This is a genomic window from Fructilactobacillus sp. X2R5C2 (assembly GCF_059901375.1).
The window spans coordinates 248,261-267,955 of sequence record NZ_JBWXUX010000002.1; the positions used below are offsets into that span (position 1 = coordinate 248,261).

Below are 19,695 nucleotides of genomic sequence, written 5' to 3' on the forward strand. Positions count from 1 at the left end.
AAGCAAAGCTCCTTAATCAAACTTAACGTCTTGATTCAAAGACTTAAGTCTTTTTACTAACATTCGATTTTGTGGTTCTTGTTCCCAGTTTTTATCATCAACAATTTCTTTTGCAACCGTCTGTGCGGTACTTAAAATGTTAATGTCTGCTACTGGATCTCCAACTTTAAAGGTTGGAACTCCAGATTGATTTTTACCAAGAATATCCCCAGGACCTCTTAATTCTAAATCTTTTTGCGAAATAAAGAAACCATCAGTTGAGGAACACATTACGTTCATACGTTTGCGGCCAGTTTCGTTTTTAGGATTGGCAATTAAAATACAATATGATTGCTGATCTCCTCTCCCAACACGACCTCTAAGCTGATGAAGTTGGGCTAGTCCAAAGTGATCAGCATCATAGATGACAATGGTACTAGCATTTGAAACATCCACTCCCACTTCAATCACAGTTGTAGAAACCAAAACTTGAATCTTATTATCTTTAAACGCATCCATGACTTCATTTTTATCTTCATCATTCATCTGACCGTGAAGTAGTCCAACCGCATGCTGATCACCAAATTCGGCTTTAAAGCTTTGGTATGTATCGGTTACGTTTCGCATGTCTACCGCATCGGATTCACCAATGAGTGGAACTACTACATATACCTGTTCGCCATCATTTAATCGTTTCCTTACAAATTTAAGCATGGTTTCAATTTGTTGATTCTTGATCCAGGCGGTTTTAATTGGCTTTCTTCCACCAGGTAATTCATCAATAACAGATACATCCATCTCACCATAAGCTGTAATTGAAAGCGTCCGTGGAATCGGTGTAGCTGTCATTGAAAGAACATTAGTTGCCTGTCCTTTTTCACGCATCGCTTTCCTTTGATTTACTCCAAAACGATGTTGTTCATCAATAACTGCAAGTCCAAGGTCTTGATACTTAACTTCCTTTTGAAATAAAGCATGCGTTCCAACTACCAAATTAATCTCGCCATTTTTAATTCGAGGTAATAGCTCGTTACGAGCTGATCTAGAAGTATCTCCGGTAAGTAAACCAATGTTAACCTTAGTATTTTCAAATAAATTTGCCAGACTATTGGCATGTTGCTCAGCCAAAATTTCAGTTGGTGCCATGATTACTGCCTGCTTGCCCGCTAAAACGGCAGCATAAATGGCAATGGCTGCCACAACGGTTTTACCACTTCCAACGTCACCTTGAAGAAGACGATTCATTTGGTAAGGACGTCCCAAATCGGCCAAAATTTCAGTTACCACTTTATCTTGTGCACCAGTTAATCGGTAAGGAAGAGCAGCAATAAATTTCTGCAAAGCCGAACGTTTGGGGGTAATAACCGAACTTGCATCCGCCTCTTTTTGTTGCTTTAAAGTTTGCATACGCATTTGAAATAAAAAGAATTCGTCAAATTTGGCAGTTCTCCGTGCTAGAGCAGCTGCCCGATGATTTTTTGGAAAATGCATATTAGTAATGACACTTTTTAAATTCTCTAATTTATATTTTTGTAGAATCCAATCGGGTATAAAGTCCTCAATCTGATCTTGATACTGATCATAAGCCTCGGTTACCAATTGTCGAATTGTATTCTGCGTAATTTTATGATTGGCAGGATAAATTGAGCCAAATTTCTCTCCATCACCGGGTTTTAAAATTTTGATTCCAGCCATTGACTTCTTGTTAGCATCAAACTTTCCGTAAATGAGGATGTCATCCCCAGTCTCAACTTGTTTTTTTAACCACGGTTGATTAAAAAAGGTCACCGGAATTACATCATGACCCACCAGTAATTTAATGGTTAACCGACTTCGCCGTCTGCCAAAAAAGTTCACAGTTGGAGTTACTGCAACTCGACCTTTCAAAGTTACAACCTGTTGGTCAGAAATTTCATCCAAATTTTTAGTTCGAAAATCTTCATATCGAAACGGAAAATAAGTTAATAAATCGTAGACAGTCCGAATGCCTAAATCATCAAGAGCTTCAATCTTTTTAGGTCCAACTCCCTTTAGAGTTGCCACATTATCATCTAAGCCGCTCATAAAATTCACCTCCTAAAAAAACTGCTAATCCAATTGGACTAACAGTCTTGTTAAAAAGAAACACTATTCACATTTTACCTATTCGACAGAAATAATCAAAGGATAAACTGGTTGATCCCCTTCATGAGTCTCAACTTCCAGTTCATCATCGGTTGCTAATGCTGCATCAGATACCTTTTTCGCATCACTTGCTTTAGCATTTTTACCGAAAATAATCGTTACATTTTCGCTATCATCATCTAACATTTTTTTGACCATTTTAACGGCCGCGTCATCTAATGAATTTCCAAGGACCTCAATGTTACCATCAATAATCCCCATGTAACTTCCTTTCTTAATGTCCATTCCGTTAATCTTAGTATCACGGACTGCGGTTGTTACTTGGCCACTTTTAACGGTATTAAGAGAGGCATCCATTTGCTTCTGATTCTTCTCAAAACTGCTATCAGGATCAAATGAGAACATCGCTGTTAAGCCTTGGGGAATTGTCTTAGTATGAACAACTTCCATTGGAATATTTACAATTCCTTGTGCCTGTTCTGCTGCTAGAAAAATATTTTTATTGTTAGGAAGGACGATCGCCCTTTTAGCATTACTCTTATTAACAGCATCAACAATGTCCTGAGTACTAGGATTCATGGTCTGACCACCACTAATAATATTGGTAACACCTAAGCTTTTAAAAAGCTTCTCTAGACCAGCTCCAGCTACTACAGCAATGATAGCTAAGTCTCTTGGCTTTTTGTGATCTTCTTTTTCATTTTCAGCTCTTTTATCATTCTGTTGTGCTTTTTCGTCACTTTCCATGATTGATTCTTGTTGAAGCCGCATATTATCGACCTTAACAGTTGCTAAATCACCAAATTGTTGGCCCCACGAAAGAACCTTACCCGGATGTTCAGTATGAACATGGACTCGGACAACCTCATCATCATTGATAACTAATAATGAATCACCCAGTTTAGCTAAGTAATTGTAGAAAGTATCATAATCAAATTTTTGGGTTACTTGCTTACCCTTCCCAATTCGAACCATGATTTGAGTACAATATCCATAAACAATGTCTTCAGGATTTAACTTCCCTTGAGCACTTTTATGGTGTTCAACATCAATCATTTCATTCATTTCTTCAGAATTGGGTTGATGTTCACCCTTATCCTCGATTTTGCGTCCATTTAACACATCATCAAAGGCTTGAAAGACAAAAACTAATCCTTGACCACCTGAGTCAACTACGCCGACTTGCTTTAAAACGGGCAGGAGATCGGGGGTCTCTTTCAGGGCTTTCTTTGATGCACTAAGAATTGCATCCATTACTTCGATGATATCATCAGTATCGTCAGCCTTGCTTTCACCAGCTTTTGCTGCTAATCGAACAACGGTTAAAATGGTCCCTTCTGTAGGCTTCATCACTGAATTATAAGCAGTCTTGGCTCCTGCAATAATAGCGTCAGCAAATTCTTTAGCGTTAAGATCCTTTTTACCCTCAACGTCTTTAGCAAAACCACGGAAAATCTGGGACATAATTACCCCAGAATTCCCACGAGCTCCCATTAAAAGTCCCTTTGCAAGTGCCGAAGCTTTTCCACCAACCGTGTCATCAGTTGATTTATCAACATAACTTTCTCCACTTGATAATGATAAACTCATGTTAGTTCCAGTATCTCCATCTGGAACTGGGAACACATTTAATGAATTAATAAAATCAGTATTATTATTCAGAACGACCGCGGCAGCTTGAACCATTTGGTCGAACTCTTTAGTAGTAATCTTAGTTAATGACACTATTATCAAATCCTCCTTATACTTCAGCCGCTAGTCGTTAATTACTTTAACGCCTTGAACGATTACATTAACTGAATCGGCATTGATGCCCAACATTGATTCTAGGTTATATTTGACCTTTGATTGAACATTCCTAGAAACTTCAGAAATTTTGGTCCCATAACTTACAATCACATTAACATCGACTTGCACCTTTTTATTTACTTCTCTGACTACTACCCCTTTAGAGTAACTGTCCTTGCGAAGAATTTCATTCATATTATCTTTAAATTGGTTTTTGCTAGCCATGCCAACAACACCATAATTATCAGTTGCGGCACCACCGACTACTGTAGCAATTACATCATTATCAATATCAATTGATCCATATTGAGTGTTTAACTTTACAGCCATCGTTTGCATCCCCCTTATTTTTTCGAGCTCATAACGATATCTAATATTACCACACCCCATTATAAAACAAAAATATGAACAAAGCTGTCAAGGACATTTACTTGAAAGAAACTTTGCATTTATGGCTGTATTATGGTAAATTATTTAAGTGGACTATTAAATAAAAAAGAATTCCAAAATAAGGAGGGATATTATGGCAAAGGATCACATTAATGGCAAGAGAACTCATTTTGGTAATCGTCGTTCTCACGCTTTAAACTCCTCAAGAAGAAGTTGGAAGCCAAATCTACAAAAGGTACGTATCTTAGTTGATGGCAAGCCTAAGCGTGTTTGGGTTAGTGCTAGAACTTTAAAATCTGGTAAGGTTACCCGAGTATAATCAATGTATTTTAATTAATTAATTAAAAAAGCAGCATAACCATTCAGTGGTTATGCTGCTTTTTTAATCTCTGCTTTGAATTACCATTAATACTCCATCATCAAAAGAAAATGAAGCTTTATCACCAATAAACTCATTACTAGAATAAGAAGTTGGCTGACTTACCCACTTATGATTCAATTGATACCTTTCATCATTAAGGGTTAAATGCATGGCTGTTAAAGGACAAAAATCCAAATATTTCATTTCATTAATCTTCTCAATTTGATGCGAACCTGGCAAAAAATATCTAACCTGATTTTGACTGTCGATTAATTTCAAACGTTCTAAATATGGTTTGATGTTGGGTTTTAAAACCATTAATAGATTAGTAAGTAAATGATCCAATCGACCACCCGAAAATCCATAAACATCAATTTCCGAACTAGCGAAATGTTCACCAGCTGTCATCACACCTAGTTCCGTGTCAGTCTCATCCTTGACCGGATCAACTCGAATCACTTTTTTTGCATTTTGTGAGATTAATTTAAATTCCTCATCCGAAACTGAATCAAAGTCACCAACAGCATAATCAGGACGAATTCCCATTTTAATTAATCGTAGACTTCCTCGATCTACTCCAACAAACGGTCCCGAAATTTGGTTATCTTGTAAATTACTTGGCCAAAATTGAACTGGACCACCAACAACCACCTTAACTGTATTCATAATTAAAAGTTGGTGGCATCCTTTAAAGCTTGAATTCGAGCAGCAGGATCTTTGGCATCAAATACATACGAACCCGCTACAGCCACATTTGCTCCGGCATTATAAGCGCCAACGACAGTTTGATCATTAACTCCTCCATCAATCTCGATGTCATAAGAATAAGAATCATTTTCTTCACGGAGTCTGTTCAGTTCTTTAATCTTACTAATGGTCTCCGGAATGAATTTCTGGCCGCCAAAACCGGGATTAACGGTCATAACAAGAACTTGATCTACCATATATAAAACGGGCTTGATCATCTCTACGGGAGTCCCTGGGTTAATAACCACCTCAGCTTTAACGTTTTTATCTTTAATCATTTGAAGAGCTCTATGAATGTGAGGAGTAGATTCAACATGAACCCCGATAATATCAGCGCCGGCATCTGCAAAAGTATTAATGTATCGCTCAGGATTTTCAATCATCAAATGACAATCAAGAGTCAGACCAGTAATGGGACGAATTTCTTTTACCCAACCTGGACCATAAGCAATTGATGGAACAAACATTCCGTCCATAATGTCGATATGTAATAATTCGGCACCACCCTTATCAACTTTTTCAATGTCCTTTTGAAGGTTGACATAATCAGCACTCAAAATTGAAGGAGCAACTTTAATCATGATTAATTTCCTCTTTTCTTATTATAAACTGGCTTCTGTGCCTTTAATAAATTATATTCCTGCAGGTAATCGTCATACCTACTCTTCAAGATTGTACCACTTTCAACTCCTGCTTTCACGGCACAACCGGGTTCATTTACATGGAGACATTCACGAAATTTACAGTTAGCTGATACTCGTTTAAATTCAGGAAAATAATTCTTTAATTCATTTGATTTAATATCAAGGGTATCAAACGAAGAAAACCCAGGCGTATCAGCAATTAAACCCTCATTTACTGTTAATAAGGAAACTTTTCTCGTCGTATGTTTTCCACGACTTAAAGACTTTGAAACCTCTCCTGTTTTTAATTTTAATTCCGGATCAATCTGATTAAGAAGAGTGGATTTTCCAGATCCAGTCTGCCCCATTACAATGGATTGCTTGTGCGGAAGCTTTTTAGCAACCTCATTAATCGCATGCGGATCATCCACCTCAACGGGCAAAATCACATCGTAGCCAATGGTGCGATAATCTTTAGCAATCTTTTTAAAAAAATCAATCTGTTTTTCAGAAGAAAGTAAATCAGTTTTACTAATATAAATAATTGGTGTGATTTTTTGCTTTTCAAGTGCCACTAACTGTTTATCCAGAAGTGAAAATGAAAAATCCGGTTCAACCGCTGAACTCACAACAACGGCCTGATCGGTGTTTGCCACCGGCGGACGAATCAACTCGTTAAATCGAGGTAACATCTTCAAAATATACCCCTCATTAACGTTAGTAATATCAAACTCAACCATATCTCCGACAATGGGTTTAATGTTTTTCTTTCTAAAATTACCACGTGCTTTGGTTCGATATACTTTACCATCGGACTTAACGTCGTAGAATCCACTTAAAGATTGGTAAATCTTTCCCTTTTTCACATTAATCTCCTATTTGATCCGCTGAAATCCAGAAATAAAGAAGCCATCAGAATCATAATCATCCGGATAAATTCTTAAATCATCTGTTTCTCTTTTTGGTTTAAGATTTTGTTTTGTTTCCACCCAAATCGGCTTAAAATTTGGATGATTATCTAAGAACTTTTGCACGTTATCACGATTTTCTTGATTCAAAATAGTACAGGTACTAAAAACTAACTGTCCATCTATTTTCAGTGTAGGAGCAACTGCATCCAAAATTTCAGCCTGAACTTTCGCAAGATGAGAAACATCGTCTAGCGTTTTGTCATATCTAATCTCTGGTTTTCGACGCATCAATCCTAGTCCTGAACAGGGAGCATCAACCAGAATTTTATCAAAGACTTCATTACGAAACAAATTTGAGACTTTTCGAGCATCAAGTGCATGGACTTCAATTTTATCCTTTACACCCATCCGAGCTGCATTCTGTTCGATTTTATTCAACTTCTTCTGATGTAAATCCAATGCTTCAACTTTTCCAGAGGCCAAATACTCAGCAATTTGCGTGGTTTTACCTCCGGGTGCAGCACACGCATCGAGTACGTAATCATCACCATGAATGTTCATTGATTGCACTGGTAACATCGCACTTTCATCCTGTATGGTGAACATCCCAGCTTTAAATAAGGGACTTGAACTGGCACTTTTCCCTGACAAAATTAATGCATGATCCGCCACTTCACTGGTTTTAACATCATACCCTTCTTGAACTAACTCCCTTTTTAAATTAGCATCAGAAATTTTTTGTTGGTTAACCCGAATCGATTGCTTAGCTGGCTGATTAATACTTTTAAAAATGCTAATTGTCTTATCTAGGCCAATTTGTTTATTTAACTGCTCAACGATCCAAAGAGGAACACTATAAAGAATTGAGTAATACGAAGCCGAATCTTGGGGTTTATCAATTTGAGGTAATCCATTACGTTGGATGTTATGAAGCACTCCGGTTACAAGCCGTCTGATTCCGTCATGACCACGTTTCTTAGCGATTTTAATTGATTCATCAAAAATGGCTCGGTCAGGAACTTTATCAAGGTATTGCATTTGATAAATGGCGGTATAAAGTAATTCTTTTACCCATCCATCAAGCTTATCAGGCTTTTTTACCAACTGATTTACATAATATTCTAACGTTAATCGATGTTGAATTACCCCATAGACAATGTTAGTAAATAATGAGATGTCCCTTGAACTCATGGTACTTGAATCAATGACATTGTTAATTTGTAAATTTGAATATGCTCCACCATGAACTCGTTCTAGAGTTTTAACGGCTAGATATCTTGGATTACTTGAATTATTTTCTGTCAATAAATTGATCTCCAATTTCTAATTTTTGGTTCCCATTTAAATATTCGGTAATTGATTTTTGGGGCTTACCAGCTGGTTGAATCTCATCAATTCCGATAACTGTTCCATCACCAGCTGCAACTTGAAGATGATGCTTATCCTTATTCACAATCTGACCTGGATCCAAGTTAGTTGATTCATTAATTACCTCAGTCTTCCAGATTTTATTGGGCTTACCATCGATCATTGCAAACGCAGTTGGATCTGGTCTCAAAGCTCTTACCTTAGCATCAACTACTCGAGCAGGAAGTGCAAAATCTAATTCTTCTTGTTCTCGTTTAATGTTTGGAGCAAAAACAACCTGGTTTTCATCTTGTTTTTGAGGTTGAACCGTTCCATCAATAATTTTAGGAAGGGTTTTTAAAAGAAGATCTCGTCCGACTAAGCTTAACTTCTTAAACATACTTTCAGTATCGTCAGTATCCTCAATTTCAACGGATTGTTGAGCTAAGACATCCCCAGCATCCATCTTTTTAACCATGTACATAATTGAAATCCCAGTTACTTGATCGCCATTCATAATGGCATATTGAACTGGAGCTCCACCCCGATATTTAGGCAACAGAGATCCATGAACATTAACATCAGCAATCTGAGCGGCCTTCAGCAGTTTGGTCGGAAGAAACTGCCCGAAAGCAGCGGTGATGATAAAATCTGGTTTCATTTGAATAATTTGTTCCATCTCATTACTACCACTCAGCTTTTGCGGTTGTAGCACTGATAAACCTAATTCTTTACTTGCTTGCTTAACTGGTGATTCCACAATTTGATGTTTCCTCCCCACCGGACGATCAGGCTGAGTAACAACTGCTAACACGTTATAATTATCATTTAAAGCTTTTAATATTGGAACACTAAAATCGGGTGTTCCCATGAATACAACTGATTTCATAATGATTCACCTACATAAAACTTACTGGTTCGGGATCAATCCCAATCCTTAAGCCCTTTCTAACTTCTTTTTGTGACACTTGAAGGACGTGCTTTAAACTCTGATTAAGTTTTAAATCACGTTTATATTTAATAATGATCTGAAAATAATACCGCCTTTTCATTCTTGCAATTGGTCTTGGAGTTGGTCCTAGAATAATGGTCTCGTTATTAAGAGATCCCTTAAGATAATTAACTACGTCGTAAGCCTCTGAGGCAGCTTGCTTTTCGTTTAACGAACTAATTGAGACTTTAATTGTAAAGAAATAAGGTGAGTAATCTGCTAGATGTCTTAACTGCATTTCTTTTTGATAAAAAGCCTCATAATCCTGATGCTTAGCTAATTGAATCACGTAGTTTTCAGGATTATAAGTTTGAATGATAACTTCTCCGTCTTTATCGGCTCTCCCAGCTCTCCCAGACACCTGGGTTAAAAGATCGAAAGTTCGTTCACTAGATCGAAAATCTGGCAAGTCTAATCCTGTATCAGCGTTTAATACTCCTACCAACGTTACATTCGGAAAATCAAGCCCCTTAGCAATCATCTGTGTTCCAAGAAGAATATCAAAATGATGATCACCAAATTCATGAAGAATTTTTTCATGTGATCCCTTTTTTCTGGTTGTGTCGACGTCCATTCTGACCACTCTAGCTTTAGGAAGGAGTTCGTGTAGCTGTTTCTCAACCTTCTCAGTCCCTGTCCCAAAATAACGAATGTTTTTACTATGACAATGCGGGCAATACTTAGGGATAGGTTCCTCAAATCCACAGTAATGACACTTCATCGTATGAGAATCCATGTGAAGGGTTAAAGAAATATCACAATTAGGACACTTTAAAACGTATCCACAATCACGACACATCAAAAAGGAGGAAAAGCCGCGCCGATTGAGCATTAAGACCACTTGTTCATTCTTATCAATCCGCTGGTCAATAGCCTTAAGTAATTCTTCCGAAAAAATCCCATCATGAGTTTCTTCTTCTTGAGTCATATCAACAATTGACACCTCTGGCAAATGCTTTTGATTAATTCTTTTTGGCAGGTGGAGAAACTTGTAAACACCCTTACCTGCACGCGCTCTCGACTCAAGCGAAGGGGTGGCACTTCCTAATACGACAGGGCAATGATGATATTTGCCGCGCCATATAGCAACATCTCGCGTATGATAACGTGGATTATCATCTTGTTTATAACTTGTGTCATGTTCTTCATCAAGAATAATGATACCAATGTTATCTAATGGAGCAAAAACAGCAGATCGAGCTCCAACTACCACTCGCGCATCTCCACTATTGATTCTTCGCCATTCATCGTATTTTTCACCCGTTGATAGTCCACTATGAATCACGGCAACTTGATTTCCAAACCGATTTTTAACCCGATTAACCATCTGTGGGGTTAAAGATATCTCCGGAACTAACATTAAAGCTGTCTCTTTTAAATCCAATGCTCTTTGGATTGTTTGAAGATATACTTCAGTTTTACCCGAACCAGTAACACCTTCAAGAAGATAGGTATCATTTTGGTGACTATCAATAGAACGATTAATTTCTTTGACAGCGTCCTCTTGATCTTTAGTTAGTTTTTTTGGTTGATCAGCCTTAATTTCATGTTTGTAAGGATCGCGATACTTTTCAACTTGAATCTTCTTCAACCAGTTCTTCTTTTCAAAACTTTTAATGGCTGCATTAGAAATTCCCAAATCCTTAACAAGATGTGATTGAACGAGTGGTTGCTTGGGATTCTTTTGCAAAACTTCTAATAGATTGAGTTGAGCAGTAGCATTCTTTCGAATTTGTTTTTGGGTTCCATCAAAATCATTAATTTGGTTAACAACGGCCGTTTCTTGCTTCTTTTTGGCCTCGTTTTGAACCTTATAAACCACTTTAATTTTATTTGCCTTACGCAACTTCGCCAGTTTACCCATCTCTGGGCCATCAAAATGTTCTGAATCAAACGGGATCATATCACTAGCTTTAAATTTCTTACTAATGTCCTCGTCATCAATTGGACCAATAGCCTTTACATATGTCGCATATTTGGCCTTCATAGCATTGGGTAACATGGTTAAAAGGCAACTAATTTGAAAAGAGTAGGTTTTGTCAGCCAACCACTTTGATAGTTTAATTAATTCATCATTTAAAACCGGAACGAGATCCATCGTACGATCAATTTCTTTTAGTTGAGGAGATTGTTTAGCATCAGTTTCTTCAATATCTACCACAAATCCCTCAACCTTACGATTCCCATTACCAAATGGAACAACAACTCTCATTCCACGCTTTAATTGGGTTTCTAAACCATTAGGAATGCGATATGAATAAGGGGTATTTGTTTGCATAGTTGGTACATCAACGATTACTTTTGCAATTTTCAAATGACCCCTCCTTTCAGGTATTGTATACTACAAATTAGTTCAAACGTTTACACAGGATCTCTAAAATTTCCTTAGCAATTTTAGATTTTGACTCAACGTTAGTCTTCTTGATTAACCCTTTATCAGAAATAATTGATACTTGATTATCATCACTATTAAAACCGATGGCCGAATTTGATACATCGTTTAGAACAATTAAATCAAGATGTTTTTGTTTTAATTTATGGGTAGCATTTTCCACTGGATGATTAGTTTCGGCAGCAAACCCAATCACAATTTGATCCGGTTTCTTAGTCTTGGCTACCCTTGAAACAACGTCATGATTTTTAGTCAGATGAAGGTCCAACGAATCATGATCAAGATCTTTTTTAATTTTTTGGGATGAAACGTGGTCTGGCTTAAAATCACTTACCGCTGCAGCCATAATTAAAACACGATTATGGGGAAAGTTAGCTTGTACCTGTTGCTCTAGTTGATCAGCTGAATGAACGTTGATAACCTTTACTCCAGACGGAACCTGACAATGACTGTTAGCACTAATTAACGTCACATTGGCTCCCATTTGCTGGGCAACTTCAGCAATTGCATACCCCATCTTTCCCGAAGATTTGTTAGAAAGATACCTAACGGGGTCAATTGGTTCTCGTGTCCCACCAGCTGTGACCAAAAGGTTAACACCATCTAACGGCTTATAATTACCATCAATAAAATTTTGATCCAAAAAATGATAAATTTCTTCAGGTTCAGCCATTCTACCATTGGCAGAATAACCCTCCGCTAGTAAACCAACTTTTGGTGCAATAAAATGAGCTCCATCGTGCTTTAATTGCATAATATTTCTCTGGGTTGCAGGATTATCTAACATAACATCATTCATGGCAGGCGCATAATACTTGGGACAATCCATGGCTAACAGAGTGGTACTAGCAAAATTGTCCGCAATTCCATTGGCTGTCTTGGCAATAAAGTTAGCTGTAGCCGGGACAATCACCGCTAAATCGGCCCATTTGGCTAATCCAATGTGGTTAATGGTAGTTGAATCATCAAAATAACTTTGATCATCATAAACATCATTTTTGGATAAGACTTGAAAAGTTAATTTAGAGACAAATTTTTCGGCAAATGGAGTCATCATAACTTTTACATCCACGCCATTCTTCCTGAACATTCTTAATAAATAAATTGCTTTATATGCTGCAACACTACCGGTCACAAACAGAGCAATCCGTTTTCCCTTTAACAAATTAAGTCCCTCCAACACATTTCTTATCAATTATACTACACAATCATTATTAATCATTTAATAAAAAAAGACCTTGCGATGAGGTCATCACAAAAGCCTTTATTATTTGTCTTCTGGAGCGATTGTTAATACACCAGCAGCAATTTCTTCAAGTGCCATTCCAACTGATTTTACTGATTTGTAATGAGGAAGTAGTGGTTTTGCACCCTGATCAAGTTCTTCAGCTCGCTTACTAGCTAACATCACGAGTGAATATCGTGAATCAACGTGTTTTAATAAATCTTCAAGTGGTGGATAAATAAACATTAAATTTCATCTCCTAATTTGTTAAGGTAATTCGGCATAACTCGATTTACCTTTAAACGTTCACTTTTAACAATTGTCTTAATTCGATCAACAGCATTTGATACCTTATCATTGACGACGGCATAGTCATAGTTCTGCATCATTCTAATTTCTTTAGAAGCCTTTTCAATTCGCTTATTGATGACTTCAATATCATCAGTTCCACGACCAACTAAACGATTTCGAAGTGAGTCAATATCAGGGGGTGTTAAAAAGATAAAGACGCCATCAGGACAATTTGCACGCACTTGCATTGCCCCATTGACTTCAATCTCCAAAAAAACATCTCGTCCCGAATCTAATGTCTCGTTAACGTATTGTAGTGGTGTCCCATAATAATTGTCAACGTATTTAGCATACTCTAACATCTCACCATTCTTAATATTTTCCTCAAATTGATCTTTTGAAACAAAATAATAGTCTACCCCATTAACTTCACCTTTGCGGGGCTTTCTGGTGGTCATTGAAATTGAATATTTAAAATCAACATCAGGTTCATTGAAAAGTGCTTTTCTAACCGTTCCTTTACCTACACCACTAGGACCTGAAAGAACAATTAACATTCCTCTTTCACTCACTTAAACCGCTCCTTTTTCGTAACTTCGTTAACTATATTATGCAATTTATCAATCAATTAATCAACACGCGATAAACTGAAACTCATTTCTTTTTTTGGTCTTTTTGCTTGTTTGCTAAGTTTAAAAGTTCAGAAGCATGCTCCATCGTTAGCTTCGTGACCGTGGTCCCAGCAAGCATTCGAGCTAGTTCTTTAACTCGTTCACTACCAGATAAGGGTTGAACGGAAGTCTCAGTTCGATTATTGGCGTCAACGTGCTTAGAGATAAAATCATGATTATCAGCCATTGCGGCCACCTGGGGAAGATGTGTGATACATAAAACTTGTGATTTTTGTCCAATAGCACTGATTTTATCTGCAATCGCCTGGGCAACTCTACCCGAAACTCCTGTATCGACCTCATCAAACACAATCGAAGTTACACCTTGAACCCTTGAAAAAATAGTTTTAAGTGCCAACATAATTCGAGACAGTTCTCCACCAGAAGCAATTTTCGCTAACGGTGCCATATCCTCTCCTGGGTTAGTCCGAATATAAAATTCAACATCTTCAATCCCGTTTCGATTGAATGTATCTTTTGGTAGGTTGGAAAACCGAACTTCAAACTGGGTTTTATCCATGTAAAGGTCCACCAACTGCTGGTGAATTTCAGTGGTTAACTTTTCGGCTTGCTGGTGTCTAATCTTACTTAGTTCTTTTCCCAAATGGTTTAATTCATCAACGGCTGCATTATACCGTTCTTCTAAATTATTTCCACTTTTCTCATCAGATTCCATTTCAGCTAATTCCCCTGAAATTTTGTCATAATACTTTAAAATCTGAGCGATTGAATCGCCATATTTCCGTTTTAATTCAAAAATGGTATTTAACCGCTGCTCAACTTCATTTAACCGATCGGGGTCAAACTCTAACGTGTCAATTTGATTACTAATTTCACCAGAGGCATCTTGAAGTGTGTAGTAAGCATTTTTAACGTTCTCAGAAATTGACTTAAATTCATCATCAAGTCGTTCCACGTCTTCAAGCGCGCTCATGGCATCTCCAATCATATCAATTGGGCTAATGCTTTCATCGCCATTAATATCATTAAAACTTCTACCTAAACTATCGCTGATAGCTTGAAAATTATTTAACCGATCTCTTTCAGCAATCAAATCTTCCTCTTCTCCATCGGTCAAATCAGCAGCCTCAATCTCATTAACTTGATACTTTAACATATCAATCCGTTGCGCCCATTCTTTTTCATTTTTATTTTTACTGTTTAGTTCTTTTTTTAATTTCAGGTATTTTTCGTATTTATTTCGATACTTTTTAAGCGTTGGTTTGAGGTTGCTACCAGCAAATTCATCAAGTAAACCAATGTGCTTATCAGGTTGCATTAACGCTTGATGTTCATTTTGACCATAAATATCAACCAAAGTTTCACCGACTTGTTTCAGGGTGTTTGTATTGACCAACATGCCATTAATACGGCATACGTTACGCCCATTACGATATAATTCACGTTGCAAAATGACAGTGTCATCATCATGATCAATGCCAAACTTATCTAAAACTCGCGCCGTCAAACCGTCAGTAGGAATAGCAAACATTCCTTGTAAAATCGATTTATTAGCACCCTTTCTGATAAAATGCGACGAACCACGTCCTCCGGCTAGTAGACCTACAGCATCAATAATAATTGATTTTCCAGCTCCAGTCTCTCCCGATAGAACGGTCATCCCTGAATAGAAATTAACCTCCAATTGATCAATGATTGCAAAATCTTTGATTGAAATTTCCTGTAACAACTTCTCACCTTCTTAATTATTCAAGCTTTTATAAGCCTTATCCATCGCATCTTCTGCAGAAACACTTGGTGCAATCCGTGGATTATCAGATGATTTTAAGTGAATCAAAAATTCAATGTTTCCCTCTCCACCTTTAATTGGCGAAAAGTCTAAACCTAAAACTGAAAAACCAGCATCTGTAGCAAATTGAATTACATTATTAATTACTTGTTGATGAACCTTTTTATCATGAACAATTCCATGTTTTCCAACGTTGCCACGACCAGCTTCAAATTGTGGTTTAATTAAAGCCACAACTTCACCATCAGTAGTTAAGATTGATTTTAATGGCCCTAAAATCAATTTGAGCGAAATAAAAGATACATCAATTGATGCAAATTCAGGTTTCCCATGTGTAAAATCAGCGGGTTTACTATACCTAAAATTAGTGTTTTCCATTACAATCACCCGAGGATCATTTCGCAATTTCCAAACTAATTGATTCGTTCCGACGTCAAGGGCATAACTTAACTTAGCCCCGTTTTGCAACATGACGTCAGTGAATCCTCCAGTAGAGGATCCAATGTCTAAAACAATTTTATCTTTTATACTAATGTTAAAACTTTTCAGGGCTTTGGCTAACTTCAAGCCTCCACGACTAACGTATGGAAGTACATTCCCCTTTAAATGAAGCTTAGTTTCAACTGGTATTTTCACACCTGGCTTATCCATGCGCTGTTCATTTTTGCCTAACACTTCACCTGCCATGACGGCTCTTTTAGCTTTCTCTCTCGTATCAAACAATCCCTGTTTGACTAGTAAGACGTCCACTCGTTCTTTTTCTTTTGCCATTTAAACCTCACTTCTGGACCATGAAATATGATAAAAAGGAACTTAACAGGTCAGGTGAAAATTTCTCTGGCAATTCTTCTAATGAATGCTGACTTGCTTGCACAGTTTCTTTTAATTTTTGTTTAGCACCTTTCATTCCCAATAAGTTTACATACGTATTTTTATCAATATCATCTTGATTTTCATCATCTGGTGCATCTTTAATATCATCAAAGATCTGAAAAGCCAACCCAAAATTCCAAGCAAAACTTGATAAGGCCTTTTTACTCTGCTCATCAGCATCGGCAATAATGGCTCCTGCCATGACACAATAATGAAAAAGCTCGCCAGTTTTTTGCTTATGTAAATGCATCAATTCGTCAAGACTTAACTGCTTTTTGTCAGAACTTAGATCAACAGTTTGTCCAGCAACCATTCCATCAGGACCGGCGGCATGTGCCAACAGATGAACTAATTTAATTTTTTTGGTATCCGATAAACTAGTGTTTGTTAACCATCCAAATGCCAAAGTTAATAGTCCATCACCGGCTAAAGTTGCAATTCCCGCACCAAATTCTTTATGATTTGATAACTTTCCGCGCCGATAATCATCATTATCCATTGCGGGAAGATCATCATGAATCAGCGAATAAGTGTGAATTAATTCAACGGCAGAACTAGCTTGGACCATTGCTTCATCAATGGGATGCTTCAGGGTTTGGAGAGTAGCTAACGTTAATAAGGGACGTAGTCGCTTTCCACCCGCCATCAGCGAATATTCCATCGCTTTTACAATTAACTTGACTGAGCTAGCTTTTTGAATGTCGTTCTCTAGAACTCGATCAACTTGTGGAATATACTCCTGTTTGAACTCTGTCAGAACTTGTTTATTGGCCATCATTACTATCACCATTTTGCTGATCGCGATCAAATGGAACTTCATTATCACTATCATCCATCATTTTGGTAAGGGTCTTTTGGGCATTCGACAGGGTCTTTTGCATTTCATTACTTAACTCAACCCCATCTTTGAATTCAGACAAAGCCTTCTCAAGGGGCACATCGCCCTGTTCAAGCTGATTAACGATTTCTTCTAACTTACTCATATTTTCTTCAAACGTTGGTTTTTTATCTGCCATTATTTGTTATCTCCTTTAGATTCAGTTCGGTCAACAGTTGCTTTGGCACTCCCATCGCTAAATTGAACATCAATCTGCTCATTTTTCTTCAAATTTTTAATTGATTTAACCATTCGGCCGCTACTATCTGTCACCATACTGTATCCTGAACTCATTAAGCGCAACGGACTCAAATGATCAAGTGCAGATGCATTTGAACTTAATTGATTTCGCTTTCCATCTACAATTCCTTGGACTGATTTTTTGATGGAAGCAAGATAATAATTAACTTGCTTCTGCATCCCACTAATTTTATGGACGGGTGAACTTAACTTTAATTGTTCTGACTCTCCCTGAAGTTGATTATGATAATGATTGATCAAATCTTTCATACTAGTACTGAGTTTTGTATTTAAGGTATCCAATTGTTGGACATATGACTCATACAACCGTTCTGGCTGATTAAAAACATAGGAATTCATGATCCGATCGTATTCGGATCGCGACCGTGCCAAAAGATTATCCATCGCATTATAAATTCGAGTTTGTTTCGTCTTTAAATCTAAAAGCACATCGCTAAGTACGGGAACAGCTAATTCTGCCGCTGCAGTCGGAGTGGCAGCGCGTTGATCAGATACCAAATCAGCAATAGTAGTATCAGTTTCGTGTCCTACAGACGAAATAACAGGAACTTCACTATCATAGATTGCTCGTGCAACTATTTCTTCATTAAATGGCCACAAATCTTCAATTGATCCACCACCACGTCCGATAATTAAAGTATCAAATCCACCAATTTCATTAACTCGTCTAATTTGATGGGCAATCTCCGATGCAGCATTTTCTCCCTGAACCGCAGCTGGAAACAAAACAATTTGGGCGATTGGAAACCGTCTTCTAACGGTGGTAATAATGTCCTTGATAACGGCCCCACTTTGCGATGTCACTACTGCAATCTTTTTCGGATACATTGGCAGTGACTTTTTATGAATTCCCTCAAACAGTCCTTCTTTAGCTAACTTGTTCTTTAATTGTTCATAAGCTTCATAAAGTTGGCCCACACCATCCGGTTCCATATGATCAATATAAAATTGATACATCCCGGTTTTTTCATAAACAGAGACATGTCCAGTTACTAGAACTTTCATTCCCTCTTCAGGCATAAACTTGATCTTAGAAAACGCTGATTTGAACATCGTAACGTTAATCTTAGAATTATCATCTTTCAAACTAAAGTATTGGTGTGTCGGACGCAAACGAAAGTTCGAGATTTCACCCGTAAGATAAACTCTTCCTAAGTATGGATCAACGTCGAATTTCTTTTTTATATACTGCGTCAATGCTGATACAGTTAGATATTTACTTGCCAATCTTTTTACTCCATTCACACATATCAACCGTTTGCTGCATTAAAGTAGCAATTGTCATTGGACCAACTCCACCCGGAACAGGTGTAATGAATTCAATGTTGTCACTCTTGGCTTTGTAAGCTACATCGCCAGCTAATTTACCGTTTTCATCCATATTTTGACCAACATCAATTACCACCGCACCTGGTTTAAAATCATCATCATTTAAGATGGCGTACTTTCCAACGGCAGATATAACGATATCCGCATGTTTAGTGTACTTTGAAATATCATCAGTATGACTGTGGACATCAATGACCGTTGCATCAGCATTTAACATCAATGCCAACATGGGCTTTCCAACAATTGAGCTTCTTCCAACCACCACAACGTTTTTGCCGTCCAAATTAATTTTATATTTAGCAAGCAAAGTCATGATTCCTTTGGGAGTACATGCAACGGGATAATGGCCCTTTAAATTAAGAAATAATTTTCCAACGTTCACCGGATGAAAACCATCAACATCCTTTTTAGGATCAATAGTTGCAATAATCTGTTCTTCGTCAATATGATCGGGAAGAGGTGATTGAACTAAAATTCCGTTAATGCGGTCATTATGATTAAGGTCTTTTACGATTTGAACTAATTCAGATTGGGTAACAGACTCAGGCAATGCCCGTTTTATTGAAAAGATTCCGAGTTCTTTGGCCTTCTTCTCCTTACTACGCACGTATCGCTGACTTGCTTGATCATCTCCGACAATTACTACCGCTAACCCGGGAATTACGTCCTGTTTTTTCAAACGTATAACTCTTTTTTTCGTTTCTAAATTGAGGTCATTAGCGACCTTTTTCCCATTAATTAACTGAACCACGAAAACATCTCCCG

Annotated in this window: 19 protein-coding genes; 1 reads left to right on the forward strand and 18 read right to left on the reverse strand. The window is 37.4% G+C overall.

Annotated features, from left to right (window positions below; translation table 11 throughout):
• Positions 1-12: 12 nt before the first annotated feature.
• The 3 genes from recG to AC6UD2_RS03800 all read right to left on the reverse strand — a co-directional run bounded on the left by recG (position 13) and on the right by AC6UD2_RS03800 (position 4,221).
• Positions 13-2,043: an ATP-dependent DNA helicase RecG gene (gene recG, locus AC6UD2_RS03790; RefSeq protein ID WP_500698076.1), complete on the reverse strand. Its 2,031-nt coding sequence runs from the start codon at positions 2,041-2,043 to the stop codon at positions 13-15.
• A gap of 78 nt (positions 2,044-2,121) precedes the next feature.
• Positions 2,122-3,828, reverse strand: coding sequence for a DAK2 domain-containing protein (locus AC6UD2_RS03795; RefSeq protein WP_500698077.1), 1,707 nt, complete (start codon positions 3,826-3,828; stop codon positions 2,122-2,124).
• A 30-nt stretch (positions 3,829-3,858) separates the two neighbouring features.
• Positions 3,859-4,221 carry an Asp23/Gls24 family envelope stress response protein gene (locus AC6UD2_RS03800; protein WP_010021513.1) on the reverse strand — a complete coding sequence of 121 codons (363 nt, stop codon included), beginning with the start codon at positions 4,219-4,221 and terminating at the stop codon, positions 3,859-3,861.
• Positions 4,222-4,414: 193 nt separating this feature from the next.
• Here AC6UD2_RS03800 and rpmB point away from each other — a divergent pair, with 193 nt between their 5' ends.
• Positions 4,415-4,600: a 50S ribosomal protein L28 gene (gene rpmB / locus AC6UD2_RS03805; protein ID WP_010021515.1), complete on the forward strand. Its 186-nt coding sequence runs from the start codon at positions 4,415-4,417 to the stop codon at positions 4,598-4,600.
• A 63-nt stretch (positions 4,601-4,663) separates the two neighbouring features.
• On the opposite strand, the gene AC6UD2_RS03810 is transcribed toward rpmB, so the two are convergent.
• The 15 genes from AC6UD2_RS03810 to AC6UD2_RS03880 all read right to left on the reverse strand — a co-directional run bounded on the left by AC6UD2_RS03810 (position 4,664) and on the right by AC6UD2_RS03880 (position 19,681).
• A complete protein-coding gene (locus tag AC6UD2_RS03810; protein WP_039143966.1) occupies positions 4,664-5,308 on the reverse strand; it encodes a thiamine diphosphokinase in 645 nt (214 codons plus the stop codon).
• 2 nt (positions 5,309-5,310) lie between these two features.
• The gene (gene rpe / locus AC6UD2_RS03815; protein WP_010021518.1) at positions 5,311-5,970 is read right to left on the reverse strand and encodes a ribulose-phosphate 3-epimerase; all 660 of its coding nucleotides are present in this window, start codon (positions 5,968-5,970) and stop codon (positions 5,311-5,313) included.
• A 2-nt stretch (positions 5,971-5,972) separates the two neighbouring features.
• On the reverse strand, positions 5,973-6,878 hold the full coding sequence (rsgA, locus tag AC6UD2_RS03820; protein ID WP_039143963.1) for a ribosome small subunit-dependent GTPase A: 906 nt from the start codon (positions 6,876-6,878) through the stop codon (positions 5,973-5,975).
• Positions 6,879-6,887: 9 nt separating this feature from the next.
• Positions 6,888-8,228: a 16S rRNA (cytosine(967)-C(5))-methyltransferase RsmB gene (gene rsmB / locus AC6UD2_RS03825; protein ID WP_500698078.1), complete on the reverse strand. Its 1,341-nt coding sequence runs from the start codon at positions 8,226-8,228 to the stop codon at positions 6,888-6,890.
• Positions 8,215-9,159: a methionyl-tRNA formyltransferase gene (fmt, locus tag AC6UD2_RS03830; RefSeq protein ID WP_500698079.1), complete on the reverse strand. Its 945-nt coding sequence runs from the start codon at positions 9,157-9,159 to the stop codon at positions 8,215-8,217. Before fmt ends, rsmB begins: the two co-directional genes overlap by 14 nt.
• 10 nt (positions 9,160-9,169) lie before the next feature.
• The gene (gene priA / locus AC6UD2_RS03835; protein ID WP_500698080.1) at positions 9,170-11,575 is read right to left on the reverse strand and encodes a primosomal protein N'; all 2,406 of its coding nucleotides are present in this window, start codon (positions 11,573-11,575) and stop codon (positions 9,170-9,172) included.
• Between the two features lie 34 nt (positions 11,576-11,609).
• Positions 11,610-12,818 (reverse strand): bifunctional phosphopantothenoylcysteine decarboxylase/phosphopantothenate--cysteine ligase CoaBC, encoded by a 1,209-nt coding sequence (coaBC, locus tag AC6UD2_RS03840; protein WP_500698081.1) that lies wholly within the window; start codon positions 12,816-12,818, stop codon positions 11,610-11,612.
• A gap of 102 nt (positions 12,819-12,920) precedes the next feature.
• Positions 12,921-13,124 carry a DNA-directed RNA polymerase subunit omega gene (rpoZ, locus tag AC6UD2_RS03845; protein ID WP_010021524.1) on the reverse strand — a complete coding sequence of 68 codons (204 nt, stop codon included), beginning with the start codon at positions 13,122-13,124 and terminating at the stop codon, positions 12,921-12,923.
• Positions 13,124-13,741 (reverse strand): guanylate kinase, encoded by a 618-nt coding sequence (gmk, locus tag AC6UD2_RS03850; RefSeq protein WP_010021525.1) that lies wholly within the window; start codon positions 13,739-13,741, stop codon positions 13,124-13,126. Before gmk ends, rpoZ begins: the two co-directional genes overlap by 1 nt.
• Positions 13,742-13,823: 82 nt before the next feature.
• Complete coding sequence (gene recN, locus AC6UD2_RS03855) at positions 13,824-15,530, reverse strand: DNA repair protein RecN (RefSeq protein ID WP_500698082.1); 1,707 nt, start codon at positions 15,528-15,530, stop codon at positions 13,824-13,826.
• A gap of 12 nt (positions 15,531-15,542) precedes the next feature.
• Positions 15,543-16,361 carry a TlyA family RNA methyltransferase gene (locus AC6UD2_RS03860; protein WP_500698083.1) on the reverse strand — a complete coding sequence of 273 codons (819 nt, stop codon included), beginning with the start codon at positions 16,359-16,361 and terminating at the stop codon, positions 15,543-15,545.
• Between the two features lie 7 nt (positions 16,362-16,368).
• Positions 16,369-17,241, reverse strand: coding sequence for a polyprenyl synthetase family protein (locus AC6UD2_RS03865; RefSeq protein WP_500698084.1), 873 nt, complete (start codon positions 17,239-17,241; stop codon positions 16,369-16,371).
• A complete protein-coding gene (locus AC6UD2_RS03870) occupies positions 17,228-17,479 on the reverse strand; it encodes an exodeoxyribonuclease VII small subunit (protein ID WP_500698085.1) in 252 nt (83 codons plus the stop codon). Before AC6UD2_RS03870 ends, AC6UD2_RS03865 begins: the two co-directional genes overlap by 14 nt.
• Positions 17,479-18,828 carry an exodeoxyribonuclease VII large subunit gene (xseA, locus tag AC6UD2_RS03875; RefSeq protein WP_500698086.1) on the reverse strand — a complete coding sequence of 450 codons (1,350 nt, stop codon included), beginning with the start codon at positions 18,826-18,828 and terminating at the stop codon, positions 17,479-17,481. Before xseA ends, AC6UD2_RS03870 begins: the two co-directional genes overlap by 1 nt.
• Entirely contained in the window at positions 18,818-19,681 is an 864-nt protein-coding gene (locus tag AC6UD2_RS03880) for a bifunctional 5,10-methylenetetrahydrofolate dehydrogenase/5,10-methenyltetrahydrofolate cyclohydrolase (protein ID WP_500698087.1), read from the reverse strand. Before AC6UD2_RS03880 ends, xseA begins: the two co-directional genes overlap by 11 nt.
• Positions 19,682-19,695: the final 14 nt, after the last annotated feature.

What these genes read in the sequence shown, in the direction of transcription:
- recG (WP_500698076.1), bottom strand. Translation starts at nt 2,043, where the DNA reads ATGAGCGGCTTAGATGATAATGTGGCAACTCTAAAGGGAGTTGGACCT.
- AC6UD2_RS03800 (WP_010021513.1), bottom strand. Translation starts at nt 4,221, where the DNA reads ATGGCTGTAAAGTTAAACACTCAATATGGATCAATTGATATTGATAAT.
- rpmB (WP_010021515.1), top strand. Translation starts at nt 4,415, where the DNA reads ATGGCAAAGGATCACATTAATGGCAAGAGAACTCATTTTGGTAATCGT.
- AC6UD2_RS03810 (WP_039143966.1), bottom strand. Translation starts at nt 5,308, where the DNA reads ATGAATACAGTTAAGGTGGTTGTTGGTGGTCCAGTTCAATTTTGGCCA.
- rpe (WP_010021518.1), bottom strand. Translation starts at nt 5,970, where the DNA reads ATGATTAAAGTTGCTCCTTCAATTTTGAGTGCTGATTATGTCAACCTT.
- fmt (WP_500698079.1), bottom strand. Translation starts at nt 9,159, where the DNA reads ATGAAATCAGTTGTATTCATGGGAACACCCGATTTTAGTGTTCCAATA.
- rpoZ (WP_010021524.1), bottom strand. Translation starts at nt 13,124, where the DNA reads ATGTTTATTTATCCACCACTTGAAGATTTATTAAAACACGTTGATTCA.
- AC6UD2_RS03860 (WP_500698083.1), bottom strand. Translation starts at nt 16,361, where the DNA reads ATGGCAAAAGAAAAAGAACGAGTGGACGTCTTACTAGTCAAACAGGGA.
- AC6UD2_RS03865 (WP_500698084.1), bottom strand. Translation starts at nt 17,241, where the DNA reads ATGATGGCCAATAAACAAGTTCTGACAGAGTTCAAACAGGAGTATATT.
- AC6UD2_RS03870 (WP_500698085.1), bottom strand. Translation starts at nt 17,479, where the DNA reads ATGGCAGATAAAAAACCAACGTTTGAAGAAAATATGAGTAAGTTAGAA.